Genomic DNA, 13,012 nt, shown 5'->3' on the forward strand with positions numbered 1-13,012 from the left:
CCTCAGTTCCGCCCGGTCAGCGAACGGTGCTGGATATTGAACTGTTCCGACATTCTGCCGCGGTAGCCGTCTTCCAAGGCGTGAAGCGTCTCGATTTCAGGGACGTCGTCCTGTTCCAATCTCATCCTGGCTATGTGCATGGCGACATCAGCTAGCACCATCCCCCAGTTTTGAGCGTTTGGCCCAAAGAAGTCCTGCATCGTGACAACCGCGTCCGAACCAATCCAGACGCGGAGTATCTCATCGAATTCGCCGTTCTCGGTTACCGCTGCGGGAACTGCGAGTTCGCGCGCCATCTGGTTATCCCCGGTACGTCACGGCTTTGACCGCCTCGACGACTTCGCCGACATTGGGCAAAGCCAGCTTTTCGAGGTTCGCCGCGTAAGGCATCGGCACGTCCTTGCCGGCGATGGTGATCACCGGCGCATCGAGGAAGTCGAAGGCGCGCTGCGAGACCTGGTTGGCGATATGGTCGCCGACCGAGCTCTGCGGGAAACCTTCTTCCACCACCACCAGCCGGTTGGTCTTCTTCACCGAGGCGATGATGGTGTCGAAGTCGAGCGGTCGGATCGACCTCAAATCGATGATCTCGGCATCGATGCCCATGCCGCGCAGTTCAGCTTCGGCCTTGACCGCGTAGGTCATGCCGATGCCGAAGGAGACGATGGTGACGTCCTTGCCCTTCTTGTGGATGCGCGCCTTGCCGATAGGCAGCACGAAATCGTCGAGCTTCGGCACGTCGAAGGACTGGCCGTAGAGGATCTCGTTCTCGAGGAAGATGACCGGGTTCGGATCGCGGATCGCCGCCTTGAGCAGGCCCTTGGCGTCGGCTGCCGTATAGGGCATCACCACCTTGAGGCCCGGAATGTGGCTGTACCAGGCCGCGTAGCACTGCGAGTGCTGCGCTGCGACGCGAGCAGCGGCGCCGTTCGGGCCGCGGAAGACGATCGGCGCACCCATCTGGCCGCCGGACATATAGAGCGTCTTGGCGGCCGAGTTGATGATCTGGTCGATCGCCTGCATGGCGAAGTTGAAGGTCATGAACTCGACGATCGGTTTCAGCCCGGCCATCGCCGCACCGACGCCGACGCCGGCAAAGCCGTGCTCGGTGATCGGCGTGTCGACGACGCGGCGCGGGCCGAATTCCTGCAGCAGGCCTTGCGTGATCTTGTAGGCGCCCTGGTACTCGGCGACCTCCTCGCCCATGACGAAGACATCGCCGTCGCGCCGCATTTCCTCGGCCATGGCGTCGCGGAGCGCCTCGCGCACAGTGGTCGACACCAACTCGGTGCCGGCGGGGATGTCCGGATCGGCAGCGACTTCCGTCTTCGGCGCGGCGGCGACAGGCGCCGCGGCTTCGCTCTTGGCTGCAGCGGGTGCCGGCGCCGGCGCGGCTTCAGCCTTGGCAGGCGCTTCCTCGCCGATGCCTTCGCCGGCCTTGTCGACGTCTTCGCCGTCGACGGCAAGCACCGCGATCACTGCGTTGACCTTGACGCCCTCGGTGCCGGCGGGAACCACGATCTTGGCGAGCGTGCCTTCGTCGACGGCTTCGACTTCCATCGTCGCCTTGTCGGTCTCGATCTCGGCGATGACGTCACCGGCGACGACCTTGTCGCCTTCGTTCTTCAGCCATTTGGACAGATTGCCCTCTTCCATCGTCGGGGAGAGCGCGGGCATGAGAATTTCGATCGGCATGTCCTTGCCCTCTCCTTAGAGTACGATGTCGGTCCAGAGCTCGGACGGATCCGGCTCGGCGTCGTGCTGGGCGAATTCGGCGGCGTCGGCGACGATGTCGCGGACTTCCTTGTCGATGGCCTTGAGTTCGTCCTCGCTCGCCCACTTCTTGTCGAGCAACCGCGCCCTGACCTGCTCGATGGGGTCATGCTCGGAGCGCATCTTCTGCACTTCTTCCTTGGAGCGGTATTTGGCCGGATCGGACATCGAATGGCCGCGATAGCGGTAGGTCTGCATCTCGAGGATCAGCGGGCCGTTGCCGGCGCGGCACCATTCGGTGGCCAGGTCGGCCGCCGACTTCACGGCGCGCACATCCATGCCGTCGACCTGGATGCCGGGGATCTTGAAGGAAGCGCCGCGATGCGAGAAGTCGGTCTCGGCCGACGAGCGCGACACGGACGTGCCCATGGCGTAGCGGTTGTTCTCGATGATGTAGATCACCGGCAGCTTCCACAGCGAGGCCATGTTGAAGCTTTCGTAGACCTGGCCCTGATTGGCCGCGCCGTCACCGAAATAGGTCAGCGAAACATTCTTGTTGTCGCGGTAGCGGTTGGCAAAGGCGAGACCGGTGCCGAGCGACACCTGCGCGCCGACGATGCCGTGGCCGCCATAGAAATGCTTCTCCTTGGAGAACATGTGCATGGAGCCGCCCTTGCCCTTCGACAGGCCGCCGCGGCGGCCGGTGAGCTCGGCCATGACGCCGCGCGGCGACAGGTCCATCGCCAGCATGTGGCCGTGGTCGCGATAGGCGGTGATCATCTGGTCGCCCTCGATCAGCGCCATCTTCATGCCGGTGACGACGGCCTCCTGGCCGATATAGAGGTGGCAGAAGCCGCCGATGAAGCCCATGCCGTAAAGCTGGCCGGCCTTTTCCTCGAAGCGGCGGATCAAGAGCATATGCCTATAGGCGGAAAGCTCGTCTTCCTTGGTGAAATCCGCCGGCTTGGGTGCTGACAGATTGGACTGTTTGTCGGATCTGGATTTGGCGGGCGCTTTTTTGGCGGCGGTGGCCATGCGTCACTCCCTGTTGGCGTCTCTTTGCGGACATTCAGGGAGATCGATCGCCTCCCCACCGATTTGCGAGAAGCTAACACGCAAGGATGCATTGCGCCATGCTGAAAAATGCATGGCTGGCATGCGTCTAAGCGATTAGAATCATTGCGAATAACAACGATTAACCGGAATTCGGTTATTTCGTCGGTGCGGGAAGCATGATGGTGATTTCGTCGGGCTGGGACAGATTGAGCGCCTTTCGAGCCTGCTCGTCAAGCATATCCTTCTCCAGCGTGCCTTCATGCATCAGTTGGACGCGACGCTCGAAGTCGACCCGGCGCGCCTTGACGGCATCGAGCTGCGCCTGCAGTTCGACCTTGCGGGCTTCAAGCCGGTACTTGGAATAGATGCCGAATTCGCCGTGATAGGCGTGGAAGCCGAAATAGGCCAGGAAGAGCACGCAGAGCGAGGGGATGATCAGCCTGCCGGTGTTTCTCTGCTTGTGCTGACGTGTCCACATAACCCGAACCCTCGCGGCCGCGAACGCAAGCGGCCATGAGTCGTATTTCGCCCGATTGTGCTTAATGGACGGTTACGGGTGGCCTGATCAGGCATCTCCGAAAACGAAAAAGGGCGGGAATGACCCGCCCCTTTCGAACCGTTCGACCAGGCTGGATCAGCCCTTGACCACCGACTTGCCGGCGTAGCGCGCCTGCCTGCCGAGCTCTTCCTCGATGCGGATGAGCTGGTTGTACTTGGCCATGCGGTCCGAGCGCGACAGCGAGCCGGTCTTGATCTGTCCGCAATTGGTGGCGACGGCGAGGTCGGCGATGGTCGAATCCTCGGTTTCGCCCGAGCGGTGCGACATGACGGCGGTGTAGCCGGCCTTGTGCGCGGTCTCGACGGCGTCGAGCGTTTCGGTCAGCGAGCCGATCTGGTTGACCTTGACCAGGATCGAGTTGGCGACGCCCATGCGGATGCCGTCGCGAAGGCGGGCCGTGTTGGTGACGAAGAGATCGTCGCCGACGAGCTGGGTCTTCTTGCCGATCAGGTCGGTCAGGATCTTCCAGCCTTCCCAGTCGTCCTCGGCAAGGCCGTCCTCGATGGTGATGATCGGATAATCGGAGGCGAGCTTGGCGAGGTATCTGGCCTGCGCCTTCGGGTCGCGGGTCTTCTTCTCGCCCTCATAGACGTAGTTGCCGTCCTTGAAGAACTCTGTCGCGGCGCAGTCGAGGCCGAGCGCCACGTCCTCGCCGGGCTTGAAGCCGGCCTTCTCGATCGATTCCATGATGAAATCGAGCGCCGACGGCGCGCTCTTCAAATTGGGGGCGAAACCGCCCTCGTCGCCGACATTGGTGTTGTGGCCGGCATCCTTCAGCTTCTTGCGCAGCGTGTGGAAGATTTCCGAACCCCAGCGCACGCCGTCGCGCAGCGTCGGCGCGCCGATCGGCAGGATCATGAATTCCTGGAAGTCGATCGGGTTGTCGGCATGCGCGCCGCCATTGATGATGTTCATCATCGGCACCGGCAGGACGTGCGCCTTGGCGCCGCCGACATAGCGGTAGAGCGGCAGCCCGGCGGCTTCCGCGGCAGCCTTGGCGACCGCCAGCGACACGCCGAGGATGGCGTTGGCGCCGAGGCGGCTCTTGTTCGGCGTGCCGTCGAGCTCGATCATCGTCTGGTCGATATGGATCTGGTTCTCGGCTTCCATGCCGCCGATCGCCTCGAACAGTTCGCCATTCACGGCCTCGACGGCGCGCTGGACGCCCTTGCCGAGGTAACGCGGCCCGCCGTCACGCAGTTCGACCGCCTCATGCGCGCCGGTCGATGCGCCCGACGGCACGGCGGCGCGGCCCATCGAGCCGTCCTCCAGCACCACGTCGACCTCGACGGTCGGATTGCCACGGCTGTCCAGGATTTCACGCCCGACAATGTCGATGATGGCGGTCATTTGCGATGTCCCCGATTGATCGATTGAAGCGTCGCGCCCCTCTTAGCCAAAGCGGAGCAAAAGGCAATCGGCGGTGCCGCAATTATTGCCGCGGGCAGGATTCACGAAGCGCAAATTTCTGTCATCATAAGTCATGCGCGCCGCGCGGCCTTCTCATCTATGGTCGCGTTCGCGCGGGGCGAAACAGGAGGAGTTTCGCCATGTCCCAGTTGAGCGGTATCGTGAGTTTGTTCCTGATCGCGGCGGCGTTCCTGACGTCCTGCGACAGCCAGAAGCCCCAGCAGAGCTCGATGGAGCTGTCACCGCTCTACGCGGCGGAGTAGTTCAAACGTCAAAGGCCCCGGCTTGTCCGGGGCCTTTGACGTTTTCAGTGTGCCGATCGAGCGGTCAATGCCAATAGGGCTTCACATGGTAGTACTGGAATGAAGCATCGCGGGCGGCTTCGCCGTCGGAACCGGTCAGTTCCTCGATCGAGTATGCCGGCGCGGCCTGCAACTGCTCCTTGGTGAACGGCACGACGTACCCGCCTCGATCCTCGTCATAGTCTAGGGTCGCCCACGGAACGGCGTGGTACTTCTCGCCCATGCCAAGGAAGCCGCCGAAGCCGATCACGGCGAACATGATGCCGTTCGACATCTTGTCGAGCATGACGTCCTCGATGCTGCCGATGCTGTTGCCCGCGGTGTTGTAGACAGACGTGCCGATGACGCGCGAGGCGGCAATGGCTTCGGTGTGCCCGGACGGGGTGGTCATGGTGGTGCTCCTCTTTGTCGTTGCGATACGGTGACAATGAGGGGCGCGGACGAAGGTTCCGGCTTGCGGCTTAGTTGTCGGTGAGGATGAAGGTGACCTTCATATTGACCCGGTAAGCGGCGATCTTGCCATCCTCGACGACGATCTTCTGGTCCTGGATCCAGGCGCCCTCGACGTTCTTCAGGGTTTTTGCGGCGCGCGCGATGCCCTTCTCGATGGCATCCTGAAAGCTCTTCTTGGACGACGACGTGATCTCGGTGACGCGGGCAACGGACATGGCTTCCTCCTGCCAAGACGCTCAGTTACGAAAACGAGCGTAGCGCCGGCTCATTGCAACCACAAGCCGGCGCAGGATTCGTTGGATCCGGCCGGGATCAGTGCCCCTTGGCGATGCGGTCGAAGGCCATCAGCTTTTCCAGCAGTGCCGGCATGTCCGTCAGCGGAACCATGTTGGGACCGTCGGAAGACGTCGAGTTGTCCGGGTCCTGATGGGTTTCGATGAAGACGCCGGCGACGCCGACCGCAACCGCCGCGCGCGCCAGCGTCTCGACGAAGCGCCGCTCGCCGCCGGACGAACCGCCCTGCCCGCCTGGTTGCTGCACGGAATGGGTGGCGTCGAAGATCACCGGGGCGCCGATCTCGGCCATGATCGGCAGCGCGCGCATGTCCGAGACCAGCGTGTTGTAGCCAAAGGAGGCGCCGCGCTCGGTGGTGAGCACGTTGGGGTTGCCGGAACCGGTGATCTTGGCGACCACGTTTTTCATGTCCCAGGGCGCGAGGAACTGGCCCTTCTTGACGTTGATGACCTTGCCGGTCCTGGCTGCAGCGACCAGCATGTCGGTCTGGCGCGACAGGAAGGCGGGGATCTGCAGGACATCGACATGCGGCGCGACGATCGCGCACTGCTCTTCGGTGTGGACGTCGGTCAGCACCGAAAGGCCGAACTCCTTGCGCAGATCGTCGAAGATCGGCATCGCCGCATCGAGGCCGGCGCCGCGCGTCGCCGACAGCGAGGTACGGTTGGCCTTGTCGTAGCTGGTCTTGTAGACGAGGCCGATGCCCAGCCGCCCGGTCAGTTCCTTCAGCGCGCCGGCCATGTCGAAAGCGTGCTGGCGCGATTCAAGCTGGCACGGGCCGGCAATCAGCGACAGCGGCGCATTGTTGGCGAAGACGACCTTGCCGACGGTTACCGATGCATTGGGCGCCAGGGGCTTGCTCATGGGATCTCCCGGAAGATGAAGGCGGCGCCCTGCCCGGGCGCCGGCGCAACGACGATATCATTGCCGGTCATGTCGTGATCGATGGCGCTGGCTGCAAGCAGGCGGGCCGTGGCCGCTTTGTCGCGGATCGAGAATACGATGGCCTGCAAACGCAAATGCTGCGACGGCGCGGCCGGCACGCCGAAGCGGGAGGTGTAGCCGTCGGGCGTCAGGACGGTGAGGCTTGCATTCGGCAAACGGACCGCGTCGCTGTCGGCACCTTCCGCGCCGGCAGCGATCGAGATCAGAGGGAATTGCGCGGCAGGTCTGTCGCTGACGGCGACGATTTCGACGATGCCGATCACGCCATTGGCATGGGCCTGCAGCGCCGAGCGGTCGATGTTCGGCGCGTTGACGCGCTCAGTGGCAAAGAGGAAGGCATCCATTGTCTCCTTGCCCGATGCGAAGGCGAGCTTGAACGACGCCGTGTCGCTCTTGCCGTTTGGATCGGTGAAGGCGCGCGAGAAGCTCAGCATATCGCCGGCCGAAAGGCCGGCTTGAAGATAGCGGGCGTGGTCGGAATCGGCGTTGCCCGTCCCGAGGGAGACGGCGGAAAAACCGTCATCACCCAGTCTGTCGCGATAGATGCGGTCGCGTGCGACGAAGACATTGCCCGAGCCGATCGCCTGCTCGGTAATGGCTCCATTGCCAACCGCCAGTGGCTCCAGATAGGTGCCGTCGACGAAAAAGACGCAAGCGTTCTCGGTTCCGAAAGGATGGACGCCGGTCGGCGCGACGACAAAACCGAGCGAGGCCAGACGGGTTCGCGCGACGTCGAGGCTGCGTACCGGCAGCACCAGATGATCGAGCGGGTGGGCTGATGTTTTGATCATGCCGGCGCGGTGTGCCCCATTCCGGCCGGCGGTTCAAGAGCAGCGGGCCGACAGATGGCGCTGTGGCGGCTCAAGCGGCGGCTACGACATCCGCCGAATAGCGCAGTTCGCGCAGCGGTTTCACCTTGCTGGTCGTATCGGCATAAATCGGATGCGCCTTGTAAGCGGCAAGGGCTGCCTCGTCCTCGAATTCGGCATAGACGACCACGTCGATCGCGTTTGAGAACAGATCGACCTTGGTGTTGAGCGTGACTTCGAAATGCTTCGAATGCGGGATCTTGCCGAGCGCCAGCAGGCCCGAGCGGACGGCCCCGACATCTTCCTTGCGCCGCACGCTGAAGAAAACGATGTGCCGGATCAATCCAGCCTCCCTGATCGTCGATTCAGCGGTGTTTTTGTGGGAGCAACGCCTGGGCGTCAACCGGCAACGATGTCGCGCCCGCCATGCGAAACCGGCGGGACCTTACCCGGTGACGTATCGCACGATGTGCGACACCTCGCGTACGGTCACGTCGAGGTAGTGGCCATGATTGTAGAGGCCGTCCCAGAACAGGAAGAAGGTGATGGCGGCGATGACGATTACATAACGCATGGCTAAAACTATCGCATGCGAGCGGCCGGAACCAGAGTGGCGGCGGCTGCGATCCTTCCAGTTCACTGCTTTTTGCGAAACGGCGACTTTTCCGTTAACGGCGCCCGTCCCCGCCCCGCAAGGCGGAGCCATACGTTCGTGAGGCGACATGATGAAACCGCGATCGGCAGCCCGACAGCGCCCAATCAAAGCGTGATGCGGTATTTGGCAAAGCCTGCCTCGCCATCGCCGGCAGGCTCGATCTTCAGGGATTTCACTTCGGCGATGAAATCCTTGGCCTTCGGTCCGGTTTCGAAGACGACGCTGGTGCCGGGCAGAGGCGTGAACGACCAGTTGCCGTCCGCCGACGGATTGATCGTGCCCTGGCTTACGACGTAGCGCACGATCACGTCGCGGTTGGTGTCCGGCGCCTCATAGATGATCTTCGAAGCGTTGATGTCGGGGAAGTTGCCGCCGCCGCCGGCGCGGTAATTGTTTGTGGCAACGACGAATTTCGCTGCCGGATCAATGGCTTTTCCGTCGAATTTCAGATCGACGATTCGGTTTGAACCGGCGTTGGCGATGCCGCCCTTGGCATCGTATTTCGGCGGCTGCGACAGGTCGATCCTGTAGGTGACGCCGTCGATGACATCGAAATTGTAGGACGGGAAGTCGGTGTTGATCAGGGGCTGATCCGGTTTGCCCGGGTCGATATGATTGAAGATACCGGCTGACATCTCCAGCCATTCCTTCACCTCGGCACCGGTGATTTCGACCGCGCGCACCGTGTTCGGATAGAGGTAGAGGTCAGCGACGTTCTTGATGGCGATATCGCCGACGGGAACGTCGGTGTAGTAGTCGGCGCCGTTGCGGCCGCCGGCCTTGAAAGGTGCTGCCGCCGACAGCAGCGGCACGTCCTTCCACTCAGTGCTCTTCAATATGTCCTTGAGGTACCAACTCTGGGCCTGGTTGACGATCTGCACGGACGGATCGTCGGCGACCAGAGCGAAATAGGAATAGAGCGGCGCCGATGTCTTGCCGACCGGGCGGCGGACATAGGCAAGGGTCGCCTGATGGTCCTGCTCGAGTGCGGCGATGATACGCTTGTCGTCGCCGACCTTCGCCTTGTTCTTGTTGTCGACACGCTCATAGATCGGCCGTGCCTCGGAGGTGGCCGAGACGACCCGCCATTTCGAGCCGTCGCGCTCCAGAAGCAGGTCGATCAGACCCATATGCGAACCCCAGAAACCGCCCATCACCGCCGGCTTGCCCTGCAGCGTGCCCTTCTCGGTGTCGACGCCTTGAAGCGACTGGAAATCCTTCTTTCCGGGGAAGACTAGGTGCTGGTGTCCGGTGAAGACAGCATCAATGCCCTCGACGCCGGCGACGAAGAAGGAGGCATTTTCCATCTTGTCGCCCTGCTTGATGTCGATGCCGGAATGCGAGAGCGCGATGACGATATCGGCGCCCTCTTCCCTCATTTGCGGCACCCATGCCCTGGCCGCCTCGACGATGTCGCGCGTCTGGACGTTGCCTTCGAGGTTCTTCAGGTCCCAGACCATGATCTGCGGCGGCACGAAGCCGATGACGCCGATCCGGATCGGCTGCTCGGCGCCAGAGCCGTCCTTGATCTTCTTGTCGAAGATCACATAGGGCTTGAGATAGAGCTTGTCGTCGCGCGGGTTGGTGGCAAGCGTGGTGCCGCGGATCAGGTTCGCGCACACGAAGGGGAAATTGGCGCCGGCCAAAACCTTGTCGAGGAAGGACAGGCCGTAGTTGAATTCGTGGTTGCCGAGCGTCGAGCATTCGTAGCCGAGCAGGTTCATGCCCTTCATGACCGGGTGCAGGTCACCATCCTTCATGCCCTGCTCATAGGCGACATAGTCGCCCATCGGGCTGCCCTGCAGGAGGTCGCCATTGTCGATCAGCATGGAATTGGTGGCTTCCTTGCGCACGGCGTCGATCAGCGAGGCGGTGCGCGACAGGCCCATCGTGTCGTTCGCTTTGTCGGCGTAGTAATCGTAGGGCAGCAGGTTCACATGGATGTCGGTCGTCTCCATGATCCTGAGATGCGCCTGGTTGGTCGCGGCAAGGGCGGAGAATGGGTGCCGCATGATCAGCGCGCCGCCGGCAGCAACGCCGGCCAGGAACTCGCGGCGGGAGAATTCACTGGGAGCGGCTGGCAGTCGTGACATCGTGTTCTCCTGTTGGACAATGCTGCAACCCCTGCCCCAAGCCGGAGCATGGCGTTGAAGGCACGTTGAGTCCATGTGCGCTGGAGGCGTTTCGATCACGACAAGGTGACGTGTCGATGAACGGGGTTCGTCAGCTCTTGTCGTCGTCGCCTTGCGTGATCAGCCGGGCGCTGCGCTGCCCCGTGAGATAAATCCATAGCCAGCTAAGCGAGACCGCCAGGCGGTTGCGGAAATCGATCAGGAAATAGATGTGGGCTATGCCCCAGAGCCACCAGGCGAGCCAGCCGGTGAGTTTGATCCAGCCGAAGTCGATCGCGGCGGCGCGCTTGCCGATAGTCGCCAGATCACCAGCATGGCGGTATTGGAAAGGCCGCGTCGCGGTGTCGCCGGCAAGCCGCGCCTTGATCGTCGCGGCGACATGCTTGCCCTCTTGCTTGGCCGAGGGCGCCACGCCCGGCACCGGCTTGCCATCCGGCCGCAAGACTAGTGCGGTGTCCCCAATGACGAAGATATCGGGACTGCCTGGCACGGTGAGGTCGGGCTCGACCAGCACCCTGCCCGCCCGATCGGCCGAAGCGCCCAGCCACTCGGCTGCCGGCGAGGCGGCAACGCCGGCGGCCCAGATGATCGTCCTTGCCGGCAGGCGCTTGTCGCCGAAGACGACGCCTTCGGCATCGAGTTTGGTGACCGGGTGCCCGAGCTCGACGGTGACGCCGAGCCGCTCCAGCGCCCTTTGCGCATAGGCCGACAGCTTCGGGGCGAAATTGGCGAGGATCCGGTCGCCGGCCTCGATCAACACGACGCGCGCCTGCCGCATATCGATGTTGCGAAACTCGCCGCGCAAGGTGTCGTGCGCCAGCTCGACGATAGTGCCGGCGAGTTCGACGCCGGTCGGTCCACCGCCGACGATGACCAGCGTCAGCAGCGCCTGGCGCCTGGCCGGCTCGGTTTCGCGCTCGGCCTGCTCGAAGGCGAGCAGGATGCGGCGGCGAATCGTCGTGGCATCCTCGAGCGTCTTCAGGCCCGGCGCGAACGGCTCCCACTCGTCATGGCCGAAATAGGCGTGGCGCGCACCGGTGGCGAGAACCAGCGTGTCGTAGGGAATAGAGTCGCCGTCCTCGAGCAACACGCGTTTGCCGGCGCGGTCGACGCCGGTGACATTGCCGAGAAGCGTCGTCACGTCCTTGCGCCTGCGCAGCAGATGACGGATCGGCCAGGCAACCTCCGAGGTTGCCAGCGACGTCGTCGCCACCTGGTAGAGCAGCGGCTGGAAAAGATGGTGATTGCGCTTGTCGATCATGGTGATGCGCACCGGAGCCCCGGCCAGCGCGCGGGTGAGTTCGAGGCCGCCGAATCCGGCGCCGACGACAACGACATGATGCGTGGTTTCGCTCATTTCATCCCACCTCGCGAAGTGAAACTACCACAAAGATGTAGGTATTTTTGTGCACCGCAACAACGCCTTGCCGGGTTGGAAACATGCCCCAGAGTCGTCGCGCGGCGTCGTGATTGCACATGTAACGTGTGCTACCGCGGGTATAGCGTGTGACACCACGACAGGAGCCAAGCATGGCGGACAACCGCGACGATGAAGGACCGGCGCAATACGCCTCACCGCCCTGCTTCATGCACGAACTCGATCCGGAATGCCGGGAGCCGCTTTCCGACTGGACGGATGTCCGGCGATGGCGCAAGGCCGAGCGCGAGCGGCTCATCAATGCCCGCCTTGCCGTTTCTGCCGACGCGCGGACCGCAATGTCGGCGCGCATTGCCGACGGTCTCGATGCGCTGATCGGACAGATAGTCGGGCGGATGGTCAGCCTCTACTGGCCATTCCGCGGCGAGCCGGATTTGCGCGGCTGGATGGCCGCGATCAACGAGCGCGGCGGTCGCACGGCGCTGCCTGTCGTCATCGAGAAGGGGCACCCGCTGGTGTTTCGCGCCTATAGGCCGGGCGAGCGGCTGGAAAAAGGCGTCTGGAACATCCCCATCCCGGCCGAGGGTGATCCGGTGCTGCCCGACATCGTGATTTCCCCGATCGTCGGCATTGATCCCCGCAACTATCGGCTTGGCTATGGCGGCGGCTTTTTCGACCGCACGCTGGCGGCGATGCCGTTCAGGCCGCTCGTCATCGGCGTCGGCTACGAATTGCAGCGCATCCCGACCATCTATCCGCAGCCGCACGACATTCCGATGAGCGAGGTGGTGACCGAGGCCAGCGTCTAAGCCATCTCTGGCCGCAGCCCGACCGCCGTGCGATCGACGATCTCGCGCAGCGCGAAGGACGAGTTGATCTTCGTGACATGCGGCATGGCCGACAGCCATTCCTTGTGGATCCGTTCATAGTCCACGAGATCCTTGGCCGCGATGCGCAGGATGTAATCATATTCGCCCGACATCAGATGGCAGGAGAGCACGTTCGGGCAGCGCTTGATCGCCGCCTCGAAATCCGACAGCGTCTTTTCGAATTGCCCCGACAGCGATATGTGCACGATCGCCGTCATCTGGTGGCCGAGCGCGCTGTTGGAAAGCCGTGCGTGATAGCCGCGGATGGTTCCGGACTTTTCGAGATTGTCGAGCCTGCGCGAACAGGCCGATTGCGAAAGGCCGACCTTCTCGGCAAGCGCCGCGTTGGGTATCCGGCCATCCTTCTGCAAAGTCTCCAGAATGGCGATATCAATCCTGTCGAGCGGCATTTTTCGTGGTTCCTGCGAATTTCCTGG

At 62.9% G+C, this 13,012-nt stretch carries 16 protein-coding genes; 2 read left to right on the plus strand and 14 right to left on the minus strand.

What is annotated here, in order from left to right; genetic code table 11:
* Positions 1-2: 2 nt before the first annotated feature.
* The 5 genes from DPM33_RS22155 to eno all read right to left on the minus strand — a co-directional run bounded on the left by DPM33_RS22155 (position 3) and on the right by eno (position 4,678).
* Positions 3-296 (minus strand): DUF5076 domain-containing protein, encoded by a 294-nt coding sequence (locus tag DPM33_RS22155; protein WP_112099564.1) that lies wholly within the window; start codon positions 294-296, stop codon positions 3-5.
* A 4-nt stretch (positions 297-300) separates the two neighbouring features.
* A complete protein-coding gene (locus tag DPM33_RS22160; protein ID WP_112099565.1) occupies positions 301-1,695 on the minus strand; it encodes a pyruvate dehydrogenase complex E1 component subunit beta in 1,395 nt (464 codons plus the stop codon).
* A 15-nt stretch (positions 1,696-1,710) separates the two neighbouring features.
* Positions 1,711-2,748 (minus strand): pyruvate dehydrogenase (acetyl-transferring) E1 component subunit alpha, encoded by a 1,038-nt coding sequence (gene pdhA / locus DPM33_RS22165; protein WP_112099566.1) that lies wholly within the window; start codon positions 2,746-2,748, stop codon positions 1,711-1,713.
* Between the two features lie 175 nt (positions 2,749-2,923).
* Entirely contained in the window at positions 2,924-3,247 is a 324-nt protein-coding gene (locus DPM33_RS22170) for an FtsB family cell division protein (RefSeq protein ID WP_112099567.1), read from the minus strand.
* A gap of 156 nt (positions 3,248-3,403) precedes the next feature.
* Entirely contained in the window at positions 3,404-4,678 is a 1,275-nt protein-coding gene (eno, locus tag DPM33_RS22175; protein ID WP_112099568.1) for a phosphopyruvate hydratase, read from the minus strand.
* A gap of 200 nt (positions 4,679-4,878) precedes the next feature.
* Here eno and DPM33_RS37475 point away from each other — a divergent pair, with 200 nt between their 5' ends.
* A complete protein-coding gene (locus DPM33_RS37475; protein ID WP_281004804.1) occupies positions 4,879-5,001 on the plus strand; it encodes a hypothetical protein in 123 nt (40 codons plus the stop codon).
* 64 nt (positions 5,002-5,065) lie between these two features.
* Here DPM33_RS37475 and DPM33_RS22180 read toward each other — a convergent pair whose 3' ends face one another.
* The 8 genes from DPM33_RS22180 to DPM33_RS22210 form a co-directional block, all read right to left on the minus strand.
* Positions 5,066-5,431 carry a PRC-barrel domain-containing protein gene (locus DPM33_RS22180; protein ID WP_112099569.1) on the minus strand — a complete coding sequence of 122 codons (366 nt, stop codon included), beginning with the start codon at positions 5,429-5,431 and terminating at the stop codon, positions 5,066-5,068.
* Positions 5,432-5,501: 70 nt separating this feature from the next.
* On the minus strand, positions 5,502-5,708 hold the full coding sequence (locus tag DPM33_RS22185) for a dodecin family protein (protein WP_112099570.1): 207 nt from the start codon (positions 5,706-5,708) through the stop codon (positions 5,502-5,504).
* A gap of 97 nt (positions 5,709-5,805) precedes the next feature.
* Positions 5,806-6,651: a 3-deoxy-8-phosphooctulonate synthase gene (gene kdsA, locus DPM33_RS22190; RefSeq protein ID WP_112099571.1), complete on the minus strand. Its 846-nt coding sequence runs from the start codon at positions 6,649-6,651 to the stop codon at positions 5,806-5,808.
* Entirely contained in the window at positions 6,648-7,523 is an 876-nt protein-coding gene (locus tag DPM33_RS22195) for a VOC family protein (protein ID WP_112099572.1), read from the minus strand. Before DPM33_RS22195 ends, kdsA begins: the two co-directional genes overlap by 4 nt.
* A gap of 70 nt (positions 7,524-7,593) precedes the next feature.
* The gene (locus tag DPM33_RS22200; RefSeq protein WP_112099573.1) at positions 7,594-7,884 is read right to left on the minus strand and encodes a Dabb family protein; all 291 of its coding nucleotides are present in this window, start codon (positions 7,882-7,884) and stop codon (positions 7,594-7,596) included.
* A 102-nt stretch (positions 7,885-7,986) separates the two neighbouring features.
* The gene (locus DPM33_RS37480; protein WP_281004805.1) at positions 7,987-8,115 is read right to left on the minus strand and encodes a hypothetical protein; all 129 of its coding nucleotides are present in this window, start codon (positions 8,113-8,115) and stop codon (positions 7,987-7,989) included.
* Between the two features lie 185 nt (positions 8,116-8,300).
* Positions 8,301-10,289, minus strand: coding sequence for a bifunctional 2',3'-cyclic-nucleotide 2'-phosphodiesterase/3'-nucleotidase (locus tag DPM33_RS22205; protein ID WP_112099574.1), 1,989 nt, complete (start codon positions 10,287-10,289; stop codon positions 8,301-8,303).
* A 130-nt stretch (positions 10,290-10,419) separates the two neighbouring features.
* Positions 10,420-11,685: an NAD(P)/FAD-dependent oxidoreductase gene (locus DPM33_RS22210; protein WP_112099575.1), complete on the minus strand. Its 1,266-nt coding sequence runs from the start codon at positions 11,683-11,685 to the stop codon at positions 10,420-10,422.
* A gap of 173 nt (positions 11,686-11,858) precedes the next feature.
* Between DPM33_RS22210 and DPM33_RS22215 the strand changes: the two genes are divergently transcribed.
* A complete protein-coding gene (locus DPM33_RS22215) occupies positions 11,859-12,515 on the plus strand; it encodes a 5-formyltetrahydrofolate cyclo-ligase (protein ID WP_112099576.1) in 657 nt (218 codons plus the stop codon).
* On the opposite strand, the gene DPM33_RS22220 is transcribed toward DPM33_RS22215, so the two are convergent.
* Positions 12,512-12,985, minus strand: coding sequence for an Lrp/AsnC family transcriptional regulator (locus DPM33_RS22220; protein ID WP_040994689.1), 474 nt, complete (start codon positions 12,983-12,985; stop codon positions 12,512-12,514). The two genes, DPM33_RS22215 and DPM33_RS22220, sit on opposite strands and share 4 nt — an antisense overlap.
* Between the last annotated feature and the right edge of the window lie 27 nt (positions 12,986-13,012).

Origin of the sequence: Mesorhizobium hawassense (assembly GCF_003289945.1) — a bacterium.
Taxonomy (GTDB): Bacteria; Pseudomonadota; Alphaproteobacteria; order Rhizobiales; family Rhizobiaceae; genus Mesorhizobium; species Mesorhizobium hawassense.